Origin of the sequence: Pseudomonas sp. S3E12 (genome assembly GCF_001702295.1) — a bacterium.
Classification (GTDB): domain Bacteria; phylum Pseudomonadota; class Gammaproteobacteria; order Pseudomonadales; family Pseudomonadaceae; genus Aquipseudomonas; species Aquipseudomonas marginalis.
Window position 1 is genome coordinate 285005 of sequence record NZ_MBDT01000032.1, and the last position, 15564, is coordinate 300568.

Genomic DNA, 15564 nt, shown 5'->3' on the forward strand with positions numbered 1-15564 from the left:
TTTATTGGGGCGGCTTCGCCACCCAGCGCGGGGCAAACCCGCTCACTACAACAGCTGTTCTACCGCAGCAAACGCCGCGGTGCGGCGCTCCTCCCAACTCCCCCTGATGACCACCACCGCCTGTCGATGCGCCTGCATCCACGCCAGACTGTCCTGGAAAAACGCCTGGCGGTCGGCCAGTTCCGGTTGGCAGCGCTGGCCGTCGGCGGTCCATTCCACATCATCCGGCGACAGCAGCAGGTGCAGGTCGTAATGCCGCGCCAGCAGTTCGTCGTCGAGCCATGCCGGGTAGTCGCCGAACAGGGTCTGGCTCCACAGTCTGTTGGTCAGCAGGTGCGTGTCGAGGACCAGCAGGCGCGGCTGCCGGGCGCGGGCGGCATCTTCCCAGGCCAGTTGGCCGTGGGCGATGGCCGGGATATCCCCCAGGTGGGTGTCGCGCTGGTGCCGGTCGATGAAATACCGCACGTACTCACCGACCATCAGCCCACCGAAATGCGCGTGCAGCTCGGCAGCCAGCCAGCTTTTACCGCTGGACTCGGGACCGGCCAGGACCACCACCTTCATGCGCGTAACGCCGGGTCGGCGCGCCATTCACGCCAGCCTTGCACGGCGATCACGGTGAACAGGGCATAGAGCGCAGCGGTGAGGTACAAGCCTTTGTAGAGGAACAGCCCGACAAAAATCACGTCCACGGCAATCCACAGCGGCCAGCATTGCACGCGTTTCTGCGCCATCCACAGTTGCGCCACCAGGCTGAAACCGGTGAGGGCGGCATCCAGCCAGGGTTGCGCAGCGTCGGTCCAGTGCGCCATCGCAGCGCCCAGCAGCAGGCTGCCGACCGCACCGATGGCCATGCTGGTCATGATTGCCGGCCAACCCAGGCGGGTGACCTGACGCCCTTGCCTGACCTCGCCGGCGCGGGTCCACTGCCACCAGCCGTAGACTTGCAGGGCGGCGTAGACCACTTGCAGCAGCATGTCGGAATAAAGCTTCACGTCATAGAACACCCAGGTGTACAGCAACACCATCACCAGGCCGATGGGCCAGCACCAGGGGTTTTGCTTGACCGTCAGCCAGACAGCGATCACCCCCAGGGCGGCGGCGAACAGTTCAAGCCCGGACATGGCGGTTCCTTGGGAGAGTGGGAGAGGGCGGGGATTGTAACCAGAGGCCAGCAATCTTCAAAACACAGTAAGGCAAATGTGGGAGGGGGCTTGCCCCCGATAGCGGAGGGTCAGCTGCACATATGCAGACTGATGTATCGCCATCGGGGGCAAGCCCCCTCCCACATTTGGAGCAGTGTTAGACCTTGAACTGGCGCAAGAGGCCGTCGAGCTGCTCGCTCAGCCCGCGTAAATGCACGCTGGCCACGTTGGACTGCTCGGCCGCCATTGCGGTGCTGTGGGACAGGCTCGCAGCCTGGGTGACGTTCTGGTTGATGTCTTCCACCACATGGGCCTGTTGCAGGGTGGCGCTGGCAATCGAGGCATTCAAACCGTTGAGGTTGTGCAGCGCCTGGCCGATGGCGGTGAGGCTGGCACCGGCCTGGCCGGCTTGTTCGATGGTCAGTTGCGAGGCGCTGTGGCTGTCGCTGATCACCTTGACCGCGGCTTCCGAGTGACCTTGCAGGCGCTCGATCATCGCCTGGATCTCGGCGGTGGATTTTTGCGTGCGCTGGGCCAGCAGGCGGACTTCATCGGCCACCACGGCAAAACCACGGCCTTGTTCCCCGGCGCGCGCCGCTTCGATGGCGGCGTTGAGGGCCAGCAGGTTGGTCTGGTCGGCGATGGAGCGGATCACTTCCAACACACCACCGATCTGCGTGCTTTCGCTGGACAAGGTGCGGATCACTTCCACGGCCTGGCTGATGGTGGTGGAGAGCTGGTCGATCTGCTGCAGGCTGCTGTCGATATTGACCTGGCCTTGCTGGGCCTGGGCCTGGGCATCGCGCATTTCGCTGGCGGCGTGTTCGGCGTTCTTGGCCACGTCCTGCACGCCGTAGGTGACTTCATTGATGGCGGTGGCCACCAGTTCCATCTGCTGGGACTGTTGCTGGCTGCGGTCATGGGCCTGGGTCGCGTTGTTGCCCAGCTCCGTGGACGACTGGCCCAGGGCGTTGGCGCACACCTGCAACTGGCTGACGACCTGGCGCAGCTTGGCCGTGAAGGTGTTGAAGTGCTGGGACAGCTGGGTGACTTCGTCGCGGCCGTGGGTATCGAGGCTGCGGGTCAGGTCGCTTTCGCCGCTGGCGATGTTGCCCATGGCGTTCACCGCATCCTGCAGGGGGCGCACGATGCTGCGGGCAATCAGCGATACCAGCAGGGCCATCACCAGTGCGATGCCGAGGACGATAAGCGAGGCCTTCCACACTTGGCTGTTGAACTCGGCCTGCACATCGTCGACGTACACGCCGGAGCCGATGATCCAGCCCCACGGCTCGAACAACTGGATATACGAGGTTTTCGCCACCGGCGCCTCCGCACCCGGCTTCGGCCAGCGGTAGTTGATGATGCCGGCCCCCTTGGCCTTGGCCAGGATCACGAACTCGTTGAACACGGCAAACCCGTCGGGGTCACGGATGGCCGAGAGGTTCTGGCCGTCCAGCTTGGGGTTGGCCGGGTGCATGATCATCACGGGGGTGAGGTCATTGATCCAGAAGTAGTCGTCGTGGTCATAGCGCAAGCCGCGCACCGCGCTCAGGGCTTGTTTTTGCGCCGCTTCGCGGGTCATAACCCCGGTGGTTTCGAGGCTGTGATAAAACGTCAGGATCCCGCTGGCGGTCTGGACCACGTGCTGGGTCTGCTGGCGCTTGGCCTGGTACAGGTCGTCGTGGATCTGCTTGAGCATCAGCAAACCCAGGGCCATCAGCATCAGCACGGCGACGATCAGGATCATCCAGAGGCGTCGGCTGATCGACATATTGCGCAAACTGTTCATCGTCCTGTCACTCCGGGCTTTTTATAATTGTGGGCGTCGCATCGACTTTTACGCCTTGTCTGATAGGCTTTCGGCCTGAAATCGCAAAACCTGAGTACTGCCTGATTTTTCACAGAATTTTTGCAGGCCGGCATTGACCATGGTCAACACCGGGCACTTGAGTGCGCTCGTCAGTGAACCATTAAAAGATTGATAAGGCATGCCACAGCGCATGACCTTTGGGGGAAGCATGGATTTTTGGACCGCCATTCAGGCATTGATTCTTGGCGTCGTGGAGGGGCTTACCGAGTTCCTGCCGATCTCCAGCACCGGCCACCAGATTATCGTCGCCGATTTGCTCGACTTCGGCGGCGAACGCGCCATGGCGTTCAACATCATCATCCAGCTGGGTGCGATCCTCGCGGTGGTCTGGGAATTCCGGCGCAAGATCCTCGATGTGGTCACCGGCTTGCCGACCCAGCGCAACGCCCAGCGCTTCACGGTCAACCTGCTGATCGCGTTCCTGCCCGCCGTGGTGCTGGGGGTGATCTTTGCCGACCTGATTCACCATTACCTGTTCAACCCGATCACTGTGGCCACCGCGTTGGTGATCGGCGGCATCGTCATGCTGTGGGCCGAGCGCCGCGAGCATGAAGTGCACGCCGAAAGCGTCGATGACATCACCTGGAAAGACGCGCTCAAGGTCGGTTTTGCCCAGTGCCTGGCGATGATCCCGGGTACGTCGCGCTCCGGCTCGACCATCATCGGCGGCCTGCTGTTCGGCCTGTCGCGCAAGACCGCCACCGAGTTTTCGTTCTTCCTGGCCATGCCGACCATGGTCGGTGCGGCGGTGTACTCGGGCTACAAATACCGCGATCTGTTCCAGCCGGCGGACCTGCCGGTGTTCGCCATCGGCTTCGTCACCTCGTTCATCTTCGCGATGATCGCGGTCAAGGGCCTGCTCAAGTTCATCGCCAGCCATAGCTACGCGGCGTTCGCCTGGTACCGCATTGCGTTCGGCCTGTTGATCCTGGCGACCTGGCAATTCGGCTGGATCGACTGGGCGGCGGCCAAGGCATGATGGTTCAGCATCCGCGCTTGAAAGCGGCGATCTTTGTGCTGCTGTGCGCGGCGCCGCTGGTGGGGTCGGTATTGGTGTGGCAACGCGGCGAAACCGTGATCCCGCTGGCGGCCTATGGGATGGTCAGCGTGATCGCGTTTTTCCTGTATTGGAGCGACAAGCGCAAGTCTCGCACCGACAGTTGGCGCACTCCGGAAAACATTCTCCACGCCGTGGAACTGGCGGGCGGCTGGCCGGGGGCGCTGATTGCCCAGCAGGTGTTCCGGCACAAGACGCGCAAAGTGTCTTACCAGGTGCTGTTCTGGGTGATCGTGTTGTTGCACCAGGTGTTCTGGCTGGACCAGTTGTTCCTCGGTGGCACGCTACTGTCCGTTCTCTAGCAGCAACCCCACCTGCGTGCGCTTGGGCAGTTTGCTCACCACCAACTGGTGGGAGCGCTGCAACAGGCTACGCAGTTCCTCGGCCCCCAGCGGGTAGGGCGTGTTCATGATGATCCACTGCGCGCGTGCCAGGTACGGCGCCGGGTGGATGCCGGGACGGTCCACATGGCCGAGGAACAAGTCCTTGTCGACCTTGAACGCCAGTGAGTCGCCGCGCAGGTTTTGCAGGGCGAACATTTTGTTGCCGGCGATCGAGAACACCCGCACGCCGCCCCATTTGTAGTCTTCCCGCGCGCCGGGCAGGCTCAGGCAGAACGTCGCGACCTGTGCTTCGGTCATTTTCATAGCAGGCGGTCTCCGCAGCTTTTGAAGCCTTCTTCCAGGTAATCGATCCAGGCGCGAATCGCCGGCAGCACGCCGCGGCGATGCGGGTAGACGGCCTGCAGCCAGCCGCCCGGCAACGACCACTCCGGCAGCAATTGTACGAGCCGGCCGCTGGCCAGTTCTTCTTCGCAGTACATCATCGGCAGCACGGTAAAGCCCAGGCCCATGATGGCGCTGGCCTTGCGTACGTTGAAGTCATCGACGCCCAGGCGCGCTTCCATCACCAGGTCGTGGGGGTTGCCTTCGGGATCGAGGATGCGTTGGTGCACCATGCGGTCAGCTTCCAGCGCGCCGAGTATCGGCAGTTGCTTGAGGTCGTCGAGGGTGTTGATGTGCCGACCGTGCAAAAAGTTCGGGCTGGCGACCAGGGCCGTCTGGGCGGGGCGCAGGCGCTTGGTGACCAGCAGCGGGTCTTCATCGCCCAGTTCGCGCACGCGCAGCGCCACATCGATGCCTTCGGCTACCAGGTCGACACGGCGGTTGACCAGGGTCATTTCCAACTGCACCTGGGGGTGGGCAGCCAGGAAACCCGCGACCACATCCGGCATCATGTTTTGCGCCAGGCCCACCGGGCACGTCACCCTCAGGCGCCCACGGGGTTCGCTGGACATGCTGGCGACGGCCTCATCGGCCATTTCCGCTTCCAGCAGCATCGCCTGGCAGTGGCGCAGGTAGCGCTCGCCGACGGCGGTCAGGGTCAGTTGCCGCGTGGTGCGTTGCAGCAGGCGCGCGCCGAGGCGCTCTTCCAGCTCGGCAATGCGCCGCGACAGCCGCGATTTGGGAATGCCCAACAGCCGCCCGGCCGCCGCAAAACCGCCGGCTTCGACGACTTTGGCAAAATAGTAGAGGTCGTTGAGGTCTTGCATGGTCAGCCTATTGTCCTGTCAGTGGGACAAACTATCGCATTTCAGGCGTCTTATCGACTATTGGTTTCATGCGTAGCATCCCCTCCATCTGATCGCCACTGTCGATCCCACACTCGGAGATCCACCATGAAACTGTTGCACATCGATTCCAGCATCCTCGGCGACAACTCGGCTTCCCGTCAGCTCAGCGCTGGCGTGGTCAAGGCCTGGCAAGCGGCCGAGCCAGGTGTGGAAGTGACCTATCGCGACCTCGCCAGCGAAGGCATCAACCACTTCTCCGGCGCGACCCTGGGCGCCCTGGGCACCGCCGCCGAATTGCGTGACTCCGCGCAACAACACGAGGCCGACCTGAGTGCCAACAGCCTGGCCGAATTCCTCGCCGCCGACGCCGTGGTGATCGGTGCGCCGATGTACAACTTCACCATTCCAACCCAGTTGAAAGCCTGGATCGACCGCATCGCCGTTGCCGGCCAGACCTTCCGTTACACCGAAGCGGGCCCTGAAGGCCTGTGCGGTAACAAGAAAGTCGTCATTGTGTCCACCTCCGGCGGCATGCATGTCGGCCAGGCAACCGGTGTGGCCCACGAGGAATACCTCAAAGTGATGCTGGGCTTCCTCGGCATTACCGACATCGAATTCGTCCGCGCCCATGGCCTGGCCTACGGTGATGAAGTGCGCAGCAAATCCCTGAGCGACGCTAACGTGCTCATCAACGAACAATTGTTCGCCGCGGCGTAAGGCTTATGTAAATTTCGCCTCTGCTCGGTTTCAATCCGAAGCCGGGCGCCTAAACTCTGTATTCTTGTCGCCTGAAACGACCGGAATACGGAGTTTTTTCGTTTACCCGTTGTCATTACTTTGGCCCAGGTTATGCACGCATGGGTTTATCACCCGATGCGAGTGCCTTGAACCATGGACTTTTCATATAGACATGCCGCGGGTGTTGAACGTGGTCACGCAGCAAAGGTGGACATCCTCATGATGCGTCTTTGTGCTGTTATGGTTCTTTCCCTGCTCGGCGGCCTGATTTCAGTGCACGCTGCGCCCGCGCCGCACCCCCATTGGAGTGTGGGCTTCCACCGCATGAGCTTTCTCGACCCGCTGGACCAGCAGCCGATGAAAGCCGTGGCTTTCTACCCATCGACCGACGCTGAACACAGCACGCAACTGGGTCCCTATCACGTCGCCGCCAGCGAAGATTCCAAGATCGCCATTGGCCGCTTCCCGATGTTGATGCTGTCCCATGGCAACACCGGTACGCCGCTGGCCCTGCATGACCTGGCCACCTCCCTGGCGCGCAAAGGCTTTGTGGTGGTCGCGGTGTTGCATCCCGGCGATAACTATAAGGACCACAGCCGCCTGGGCACGGTGAGTAACCTGTACGGCCGGCCGATCCAGATTTCCGAAGCGATCACCGCGACCCTGGCCGACGCGATGCTGTCGCCGTTCGTCAACGTCGATCAGGTGGGCGTTATCGGCTATTCGGCCGGTGGCGAAACCGCGTTGATCCTGGCCGGTGCCAAGCCGGACTTCGACCGCCTGCGCCGTTATTGCCAGGAACGCCCCGAAGATCGTGATGCCTGCACCACCAAGGGCGAACTGGTGGTGGACCGTGACGACCTGCAACCGCAATCCGACCCACGCATTCATGCCTTGATGTTGATGGCGCCGTTGAGCCTGATGTTCGGCCGCCACACCCTGGCCGACGTGCATGTGCCGGTGCTGCTCTACAGCGGCGATGGCGACAAGCTGGTGGCGGTCGACAAGAACGCCGCCGCCCTGGCACGCAAACTGCCGGAGCCACCGGACTTCAAGCTGCTGGCGGGGGCAGGGCACTTCGTATTCATGGCGCCGTGCGACAGCGACCAACTGGCCGCGATGCCGGCCATCTGCACCGATGCCGACGGCGTCGACCGTGAAGGTATCCACCGCGACCTGATCTCCGAAGCCGGGCGTTTTTTCAGCCACACCCTCGGCCAGGCTACCCGCGCCGGTTTGCAGACCGCCGATCAGTAAGCGCGGCGCTTGAGCAGCAAGGTCACGCCCAGCGCCGTGACCGATAACAGCGCTGCGCAGAAGAAAATCCAGCTGTAACCCAGGTTCAGCGCCACGGCGCCCATCAACGGCCCGGCAATCGCCAGGGCCAGGTCGAAAAACACCGCATAGGCACTCAGGCCCGCACCGCGACTGCTGTTCGGCACCTGCTTGATGGCCTCCACGCCCAGCGCCGGGTACACCAGCGACAAGCCAAAGCCGGTCAGCCCTGCACCGATCAAGGCTACGCCGGTGGACGGTGCCAGCCACAGCAGCGTCAGGCCCAGGGTCTCGATGATCATGCAGGCAATCGCCGCCCTGAAGCCGCCAAACCGGCTGATCGCGGAGATGAACAGCAGCCGCGAGAGGATAAAACACACGCCAAACACCGTGAGGCAGTACGCCGCGCCGGCCCAGCCGCGATTGAGGTAATACAGGGTGATAAAGGTGGTCAGGGTGCCGTAGCCGATGGATGCCAGGCACAGGCTGGCACCAAAGGGTGCAATGCGCCCGAACACCGCCCAGAACGGCAGGCGCTCGCCGCGCACTACCGGCACCGAGGGTTTATTGCGGATCAGCACCAGGCCCAGCGCCGCCAATACCGACAGCGCGATACCCAGGCTGGTGTAGCCATATTCGGCGACCATCACCACTCCGAGCGGCGCGCCGATGGCGATGGCGCCGTAGGAGGCAATGCCATTCCACGAAATCGACCGCGCCGTGTGCTCCGCCCCGACCTGGCCCATGCACCAACTGATGGTGCCCACGCCGATCAGGCCCTGGGCCACGCCCAGCAACAGCCGGCCGAGGATCAGAATCCCCAGGCTCAGGCTGGGCAGGCTGTCCACCAGGGTGGCGAAGAACGTCAATACTCCGCTGATCAGGATGCCCGCCAGCCCCAGCACAATCGCGCGCTTGGTGCCGACGTTGTCGGACATGCGCCCGGCCATGGGGCGGCTGAGCAGGGTTGCCAGGTACTGCGAGCCGATGGTAATCCCGGCCACCACCGCGCTGAAGCCCAGTTGCTCATGGACATAGCCCGGGATTACCGCAATCGGCAGGCCGATGCAGATAAAGGCGATGAAGGTGTAGAAGACGATGGAGACGATCTGCAGGGTGATCGACAGTGAACTGGGGGCGGCAGCAGACATGGGCACTCGTTCGCGGGCGGGCGGTGAATGCATCATGGCAAGGGCTTGGGGGAAAAGGAAGCAGGCTAACTACTTTGGCTGAGAAACCGGCTTACTGTGGCGAGCCCGCTCACCACAAAAGCCTGCTCACCACAACGAGCCTGTTCCCCAGGGTTTCAGGTCGCTACTGTTAGAACACCACGCCTTGGCTGCGCAGGTAATCGTCGTAGGTGCCGCTGAAGTCGATCACACCGTTGGCGCTCAACTCGATGATGCGGGTGGCCAGGGACGATACGAACTCACGGTCGTGGCTGACGAAGATCAGCGTGCCCGGGTAGTTCTCCAGCGCCAGGTTCAGCGCCTCGATGGATTCCATGTCCAAGTGGTTGGTCGGTTCGTCCATGATCAGCACGTTCGGCTTCTGCAGGATCAGCTTGCCGAACAGCATGCGGCCTTGCTCACCACCGGAGATCACCTTTACGGACTTCTGGATTTCATCGTTGGAGAACAGCATACGACCCAGGGTGCCACGGATCATTTGCTCGCCTTGGGTCCACTGGCCCATCCAGTCGAACAGTGTGACGTCGTCTTCGAAGTCGTGGGCGTGGTCCTGGGCGTAGTAGCCCAGTTCCGCGGCGTCGGTCCACTTGATGCTGCCGGCATCCGGCGTCAGTTCGTTGACCAGGGTGCGCAGCAGGGTGGTCTTGCCAATACCGTTCGGGCCGATGATCGCCACGCGCTCGCCGGCTTCGATCTGGAAGCTGAAGTCCTTGAACAGCGGCTTGCCGCCGAAACCTTTGGCCATGCGCTCGACGATGACCGCCTGTCGATGCAGCTTCTTGTTCTGTTCGAAACGGATGAACGGGCTCACACGGCTCGAAGGCTTGACCTCGGCCAGCTGGATCTTGTCGATCGCCTTGGCGCGGGAAGTGGCCTGCTTGGCTTTCGAGGCGTTGGCCGAGAAGCGGCTGACGAAGGACTGCAGCTCGGAGATCTGCGCTTTCTTCTTGGCGTTATCCGACAGCAGTTGCTCGCGGGACTGGGTCGCCACGGTCATGTACTCGTCGTAGTTGCCCGGGAACAGGCGCAGCTCGCCGTAGTCCAGGTCAGCCATGTGGGTGCACACGCTGTTCAGGAAGTGACGGTCGTGAGAGATGATGATCATCAGGCTGGAGCGCTGGGTCAGGATGTTTTCCAGCCAGCGGATGGTGTTGATGTCCAGGTGGTTGGTCGGTTCGTCGAGCAACAGCACTTCCGGGTCCGAGAACAGCGCCTGGGCCAGCAACACACGCAGTTTCCAGCCGGGGGAGACTTCGCTCATCGGGCCGAAATGCTGTTCCAGGGGAATACCCAGGCCCAGCAGCAGTTCACCGGCACGGGATTCGGCGGTGTAGCCGTCCATCTCGGCGAACTCGGTTTCCAGCTCGGCCACGGCCATGCCGTCGTCTTCGCTCATTTCCGGCAGCGAGTAGATACGGTCGCGCTCGGCCTTGACCTTCCACAGCTCCTCGTGGCCCATGATCACGGTGTCGAGTACGGTGAATTCTTCGTAGGCGAACTGGTCCTGGCGCAACTTACCCAGGCGCACATTCGGCTCCAGCATGACCTGGCCGCCGGACGGATCGAGGTCGCCGCCGAGGATTTTCATGAAGGTCGACTTGCCGCAACCGTTGGCACCGATCAGACCATACCGGTTGCCGGCGCCGAACTTGACCGAGACGTTCTCAAAGAGCGGCTTGGCGCCGAACTGCATGGTGATGTTAGCTGTGGAGATCAATTACTTTACCTATCAATGGGTTGCGAGCGTGGCGGCAGGAGCCTTCAGGCATGCATCAACAGCGACATCAAGGCGCGAAACCCGGTCGCTGAGCAAAAAATGGGGGATGTGTGTTGGAATTTGGCGCGCATTGTCGCATATGTCAGGCGACAGTTGTATGGCGGCCGACGAGGGATGTTCAGTGCTTTGAATGTGGCAAGCCATTCTCGACGAGGCCGCGCTCAGTAAGTTGTTGCGATTGCCTGCGCGAGCTGCATGTCGGTCATGGGGCGCGTGTGAGGGGCCGAGCGGTAGTGTAGACCATACATTCTTCGATGCTTCCATTGCGGTCGAAGGACCCACGATAACAGAGTCGGCTGAGCGCCAAAAAACCGGCCTGTCAGCAATTAAACACAGGCGCATAACGCTCTTCGCGTTTCTTGAAGTGAATCGGGGCCATAGGGACTTTTTCACCGTTGACGAATATGTCCGGGAAGGTGAGCGTGAAATCATCCATGTCGCCTTGCCCCAATGCTGTCCCTTTGAACTCGCTGTCGAATGTTTTCCTGGGGTCGAAACCGGTTTTGAGTTGTTCAATGGTGACAGGATAGCTTTGCCCATTCGCCAGGGTGACCGTGACGACGGGCGACGCTGCACTGACCCAAAGCGCCGGCTCGGCCTGTTTGACGGCTGCTGTGCGCTGCACTGAGGTATTAGATGGGTAGAGCCGTCCGAACAGGCGCAGTTCAGCAGCGGTTGAGCGCTGGTTACCCGGCCAGCTGGATGTGCCGGGTGGCGCCACGTAGACCAGCACATGAACCCAGTTGAGTTCTTCTGCCAGTGGGGCATAGCTCATCGCCGCTTTCGGGCCGGGGCAGGTGCGCGAAAGCAGGGCGTTGCTGCCCACCGTCGACTCCGGATGCAGATAGGGCCCCGTGCTGCATCCTGCGAGCAGAAGCAGTAGCGGATACAGGATGTATTTCTTCATGGGGGCAACTCCATTTGCTGTTTGGGTTTGGCGCACAGTGTCGCTCATATCAGGCGGTAGATGCGTGAGGCGCGAAGAAGGGTTTTGCCAGGGTCTCCGGCATCGCCAGCCATAACAGCGCCAACGCGACGCCCGCCACCCCGGCCAGGGTGAGGAAGGCCGCATTGTAGCCGGCCTGCTGCACCACAAAACCGGCCAGGCTGCTGCTCAAGGCCGCGCCCAGCCCAAATACCGTGGACAGCGCCCCCAGGCTGACGTTGAAACGCCCGGTGCCCTGGGTCAGGTCCTTGACGATCACCGGGAACAGCGCACCGAAGATCCCTGCGCCGATGCCGTCGAGCATCTGCACGGCCACCAGCCAGTAGGGATCGCTGGACAGGGTGTAGAGCACGCCACGCAGCGGCAGGATCATGAAGCCGAACAGCAACAGCGGCTTGCGCCCCCACACGTCCGCCTTGCTGCCCACCAGCCAGGCCGTCGGCACCATCACCAATTGTGCGGCGACAATACAGGCCGAGGTCAGTGGCGTGGCCATCTGCAGGTTGATCTGCGAGAGCTTCTGGCTGACCAGTGGCAGCATCGCCGCATTGGCCAGGTGGAAGAGGGCGCAGCAGACCGCAAACAGTAATAACGGCCGGTTGGCCAGCAAGACCGCAATGCCGGACGGCTGCTCATGGTCGCTGTGGTGGGCAGGGTCGAAGCCCCGGGCTACCTCATGGTCGATCGCCTTGGCCGAGACGCAACTGACAGCCACGACGCTGGCCACCGCCATAAAGGCCATCAGGTAGAACACCACCACGGGTCCGAACAGGTACGCCAGGCCACCGGCCAACAGCGCCGCCACAGCGTTGCCGGCGTGGTTGAAGGTTTCGTTGCGCCCGGTGCGCCGGGTGAACGCACGTGGCCCGGTAATGCCCAGGGAAATCGCGGAGATCGCCGGCGCGAACACCGATGCGGCGATGGCACTGGCCGCCTGGGTCAAGGCAACCAGGCTGAATGAACTGACGAAGGGCAGCAACAGGCAACTGCCGGTCACCAGCAGGGCGGCAACGGCAATCACAGCGCGTTTGCTGCGCGTGCGGTCGATCAGGGCACCCGCCGGGCCCTGGGTGATCAGCGCGGCGATACCTGCCAGGGTCATGACTACGCCGATACTGGCCGGATCCCATTTGTGCACCGCCAGCAAGTAGATGGCCAGGTATGGACCGAGGCCGTCGCGCACATCCGCCAGGAAAAAATTCAGGCTGTCCAGGGACAGGGTATTACGCAGGTCGGCGTGTGTGGCCATGATCAGGACTTCGCAGGGGGCGTTCAAAGGCTGAACACTCATTGCGCTAGTGACCTGCGCGCAGTTCATTTAGTTTCGCCTGCTGCTGGGGTTTTAATCTGTAGGCTTGTGGCTTATTTTCTTTGCCTCGCCGTATGACTTATCTGGAGACGCAATGGACATGCCCTCAGCTCAACAGGCGATTGCCTGCAACAAGGACGCCTGGGATCACTCCGCCGACCTGCACAAAACCACCGAGACCTGGAGCGCCCTGCTTAACGGGGTCCGCGACCCTGGGTTTTCGTGCCTGGACCCCACTCTTACCGGGCTGTTGCAAGACATCGGCGTTGCCGGCAAAGAGGTGGTGCAGGTGTGCTGCAATAACGGTCGCGAAAGCCTGTCGCTGTTTGGCCTGGGCGCGCGTTCGGTGGTCGGTGTGGACCAATCCCGGGCGTTCCTGCAGCAGGCCTGTGAGCTTGCCGACGTTTCGCCCCACCACCCGGAATTCATCGAAAGCGATATCCACCAGTTGCCATCACGCTTGCACGAGCGCTTCGACATCGCCTTGGTGACCATCGGCGTGTTGGGCTGGATGCCGGATGTGGCGCTGTTCATGCGCCATGTCGCCAGGACCTTGAAACCCGGTGGCACGCTGGTGATGTATGAAACCCACCCGTTTCTGGAAATGTTCGACCCGCGTGCGCCAGACCCACTGTTGCCGGCCAGTTCGTACTTCCAGCGTGAGCCTTTTGTGCTGCAGGAGTCGATTGTCTATGAGGGGCAGGGCGAAGTGGCGGGGCCGACCTCCTATTGGTATGTGCACACCCTGGGGGATGTGGTGAGCGCGGCGATTGCTGCGCAATTGCAGATCGACCATCTGCAGGAATATGCCCACTCCAATCGCGAAGAACTTTACGACCAGTACGAGCACCAGCCTGCCCAGTTACCCCTGTGCTTCACGCTGGCCGCCACCAAGCGTCCCGCCTGAGCCGATTCGCACCAGGCAAAAAAAAGCCCGCGAACTGGCGGGCCAAGGGATTTACTGGAGTAGGTAGGCTTCACCCTATAGGGCTGAAAGTGAAGGCTTTGTGAAATTGCTGTCGCGCGTTCGGATGGCGCGCAGCATCACGCGCGGCGCACGAAAGTGCGCATGGTTTGGCCTGGGCCGGTACTGAACACGATAGGTCTGGGCATTCCTTCATCCGCCGCAATGAACACAAATGAATCCCCCTCCAGGCGATAACTGGCGGGCAAGTGCTTGCCGGCGTCATCGCCCAGGGCGTCCACCCAGGTAATGCTTTTGGGAACCGTGCTGCTGTCCAGGAAAAACCGACCCGCCAACAATACTTCGCCACTGACGGTCTTCACTTCGAAACGATCGCCGCTGATAGTGGTTAAAGCGCCCGGAGCGCTGTGGGCATCGATGGGATTGAGTACGCCACTGTCTTCAAGTGAGGTTTGCTCCCAAACGCCTTGAAGGGTTTGACTATCCGGATCTGAAAGGGCTGACATACAAATTCCTTTTTGCTGAGGGGGTAATTACCGGGCGTTGCCGGCGGTGCTGCCTTTTACCATCTTTCGCCGTTCGATGATCGGTGGTTGCCGTGCCCCAAGGCCGGCCGTCGAGGCGCCTGCCCGGCACATTCACTAGACAGGTTTTCACAATTCTTGATTAACTTTTGGTTACAAACTGTGGCTAAATAACTGCCACGGACCACGTATCGGGACATTACTCAGCCGGTCGTGCCAATTGTGTGAATTGTGATTTCAGACGCTGCTATCCATCCTCAGCCGTTGTGGGCGCGCAGGAGCAGCCTGTTTTCTTCTGACATGTGACGAAATCCCTTGAAACTCATCATTGTTGTTCTTTACGTTGCCTCCATTGCGTATGTACACCTGCGTGGTCGGGTGCGGCATAAGCTGGGTCGCCAACTCAGTGATCATTCGACCTTCCTGGCACCGATCAACTGCTTCCTTTACCTGTTCTCCAAACTGCCCGGCCGCCCTTATTTATCACCCAGCGATTTTCCCGAACTGAGCCCGCTGCAAGAGCACTGGGAGGAGATTCGCCGGGAAGGCCAGGCTCTGATGCGTGCGGGCGAAATCAAACGCTCCGACCAATACAACGACGTAGGTTTCAACTCGTTCTTCAAGTCCGGCTGGAAGCGGTTCTACCTGAAATGGTATGGCGACAGCCACCCCTCGGCGATGAAGCTGTGCCCGCGTACCACCGAGCTGGTGCAGGGCATCGGCTCGATCAAGGCGGCAATGTTCGCCGAGTTGCCGCCGGGCTCCAAGCTGGTGCGCCACCGTGACCCGTATGCCGGTTCCTACCGTTACCACCTGGGCCTGGACACGCCGAATGATCCGGGCTGCTACATCAATGTGGACGGCGAAAGTTACTACTGGCGTGATGGCGAGCCGGTGATGTTTGACGAGACGTATATTCACTACGCTGAAAACACTACACAACAGAACCGCATCATCCTGTTCTGCGATATCGAGCGCCCGATGAAATACCGTTGGGCCGCCGCCTTCAACCGCTGGTTCAGCCGCACTGTGATGGCGGCCGCAGGCTCGCCCAATGACTCCGGCGACAAGACGGGTGGGCTCAACCGCGCGTTTACTCGCCTGTACACGATCCGTCTGCGTGGCAAAGAACTGAAAAAGCGCAACCGCACGCGTTATTACCTGGAAAAGTGGGCGATCTTCGCTGCCCTGGCGGCTCTCTTCCTGCTGATCTGAACCGGTCCGGGCGCCAC

At 61.5% G+C, this 15564-nt stretch carries 16 protein-coding genes; 6 read left to right on the forward strand and 10 right to left on the reverse strand.

Features of this window, described 5'->3' with window-relative positions; genetic code table 11:
* Positions 1-45: 45 nt before the first annotated feature.
* From BB029_RS25715 to BB029_RS25725, 3 genes are all read right to left on the reverse strand, one after another.
* A complete protein-coding gene (locus BB029_RS25715) occupies positions 46-564 on the reverse strand; it encodes an AAA family ATPase (RefSeq protein ID WP_065941318.1) in 519 nt (172 codons plus the stop codon).
* Positions 561-1124, reverse strand: coding sequence for a nicotinamide riboside transporter PnuC (gene pnuC / locus BB029_RS25720; RefSeq protein ID WP_065941319.1), 564 nt, complete (start codon positions 1122-1124; stop codon positions 561-563). The genes BB029_RS25715 and pnuC overlap by 4 nt, the downstream gene beginning before the upstream one ends.
* A 178-nt stretch (positions 1125-1302) precedes the next feature.
* Positions 1303-2937 (reverse strand): methyl-accepting chemotaxis protein, encoded by a 1635-nt coding sequence (locus BB029_RS25725; protein WP_027607911.1) that lies wholly within the window; start codon positions 2935-2937, stop codon positions 1303-1305.
* A 229-nt stretch (positions 2938-3166) separates the two neighbouring features.
* Here BB029_RS25725 and BB029_RS25730 point away from each other — a divergent pair, with 229 nt between their 5' ends.
* Positions 3167-3997, forward strand: a complete 831-nt coding sequence (locus BB029_RS25730; RefSeq protein ID WP_065941752.1) for an undecaprenyl-diphosphate phosphatase — start codon at positions 3167-3169, stop codon at positions 3995-3997.
* Positions 3994-4377: a DUF1294 domain-containing protein gene (locus BB029_RS25735; RefSeq protein WP_065941320.1), complete on the forward strand. Its 384-nt coding sequence runs from the start codon at positions 3994-3996 to the stop codon at positions 4375-4377. The genes BB029_RS25730 and BB029_RS25735 overlap by 4 nt, the downstream gene beginning before the upstream one ends.
* Here BB029_RS25735 and BB029_RS25740 read toward each other — a convergent pair.
* Together BB029_RS25740 and BB029_RS25745 are read right to left on the reverse strand one after the other, a co-directional pair.
* A complete protein-coding gene (locus BB029_RS25740) occupies positions 4360-4722 on the reverse strand; it encodes an MmcQ/YjbR family DNA-binding protein (protein WP_065941321.1) in 363 nt (120 codons plus the stop codon). The two genes, BB029_RS25735 and BB029_RS25740, sit on opposite strands and share 18 nt — an antisense overlap.
* Entirely contained in the window at positions 4719-5627 is a 909-nt protein-coding gene (locus BB029_RS25745; RefSeq protein WP_065941322.1) for a LysR substrate-binding domain-containing protein, read from the reverse strand. The genes BB029_RS25740 and BB029_RS25745 overlap by 4 nt, the downstream gene beginning before the upstream one ends.
* A 126-nt stretch (positions 5628-5753) precedes the next feature.
* Here BB029_RS25745 and BB029_RS25750 point away from each other — a divergent pair, with 126 nt between their 5' ends.
* Positions 5754-6365 carry an FMN-dependent NADH-azoreductase gene (locus tag BB029_RS25750; RefSeq protein WP_065941323.1) on the forward strand — a complete coding sequence of 204 codons (612 nt, stop codon included), beginning with the start codon at positions 5754-5756 and terminating at the stop codon, positions 6363-6365.
* Positions 6366-6605: 240 nt separating this feature from the next.
* A complete protein-coding gene (locus tag BB029_RS25755) occupies positions 6606-7643 on the forward strand; it encodes a dienelactone hydrolase (protein ID WP_065941324.1) in 1038 nt (345 codons plus the stop codon).
* Here the strand turns inward: BB029_RS25755 and BB029_RS25760 are convergent.
* The 4 genes from BB029_RS25760 to BB029_RS25775 all read right to left on the reverse strand — a co-directional run bounded on the left by BB029_RS25760 (position 7637) and on the right by BB029_RS25775 (position 12823).
* Positions 7637-8812: an MFS transporter gene (locus BB029_RS25760; protein WP_065941325.1), complete on the reverse strand. Its 1176-nt coding sequence runs from the start codon at positions 8810-8812 to the stop codon at positions 7637-7639. The two genes, BB029_RS25755 and BB029_RS25760, sit on opposite strands and share 7 nt — an antisense overlap.
* Positions 8813-8981: 169 nt before the next feature.
* Positions 8982-10568 carry an ABC-F family ATPase gene (locus tag BB029_RS25765; RefSeq protein WP_083236492.1) on the reverse strand — a complete coding sequence of 529 codons (1587 nt, stop codon included), beginning with the start codon at positions 10566-10568 and terminating at the stop codon, positions 8982-8984.
* Between the two features lie 379 nt (positions 10569-10947).
* Positions 10948-11535 (reverse strand): hypothetical protein, encoded by a 588-nt coding sequence (locus tag BB029_RS25770; protein WP_065941327.1) that lies wholly within the window; start codon positions 11533-11535, stop codon positions 10948-10950.
* Between the two features lie 49 nt (positions 11536-11584).
* The gene (locus BB029_RS25775) at positions 11585-12823 is read right to left on the reverse strand and encodes an MFS transporter (protein WP_065941753.1); all 1239 of its coding nucleotides are present in this window, start codon (positions 12821-12823) and stop codon (positions 11585-11587) included.
* A 154-nt stretch (positions 12824-12977) separates the two neighbouring features.
* On the opposite strand from BB029_RS25775, the gene BB029_RS25780 reads away from it, so the two are divergent.
* Positions 12978-13790, forward strand: coding sequence for a bifunctional 2-polyprenyl-6-hydroxyphenol methylase/3-demethylubiquinol 3-O-methyltransferase UbiG (locus BB029_RS25780; RefSeq protein ID WP_065941328.1), 813 nt, complete (start codon positions 12978-12980; stop codon positions 13788-13790).
* A 137-nt stretch (positions 13791-13927) separates the two neighbouring features.
* Here BB029_RS25780 and BB029_RS25785 read toward each other — a convergent pair whose 3' ends face one another.
* Positions 13928-14314: a TIGR03067 domain-containing protein gene (locus tag BB029_RS25785; RefSeq protein ID WP_065941329.1), complete on the reverse strand. Its 387-nt coding sequence runs from the start codon at positions 14312-14314 to the stop codon at positions 13928-13930.
* A 333-nt stretch (positions 14315-14647) separates the two neighbouring features.
* Between BB029_RS25785 and lpxO the strand changes: the two genes are divergently transcribed.
* Positions 14648-15547 carry a lipid A hydroxylase LpxO gene (lpxO, locus tag BB029_RS25790; protein WP_065941330.1) on the forward strand — a complete coding sequence of 300 codons (900 nt, stop codon included), beginning with the start codon at positions 14648-14650 and terminating at the stop codon, positions 15545-15547.
* The last annotated feature ends 17 nt before the right edge of the window (positions 15548-15564 follow it).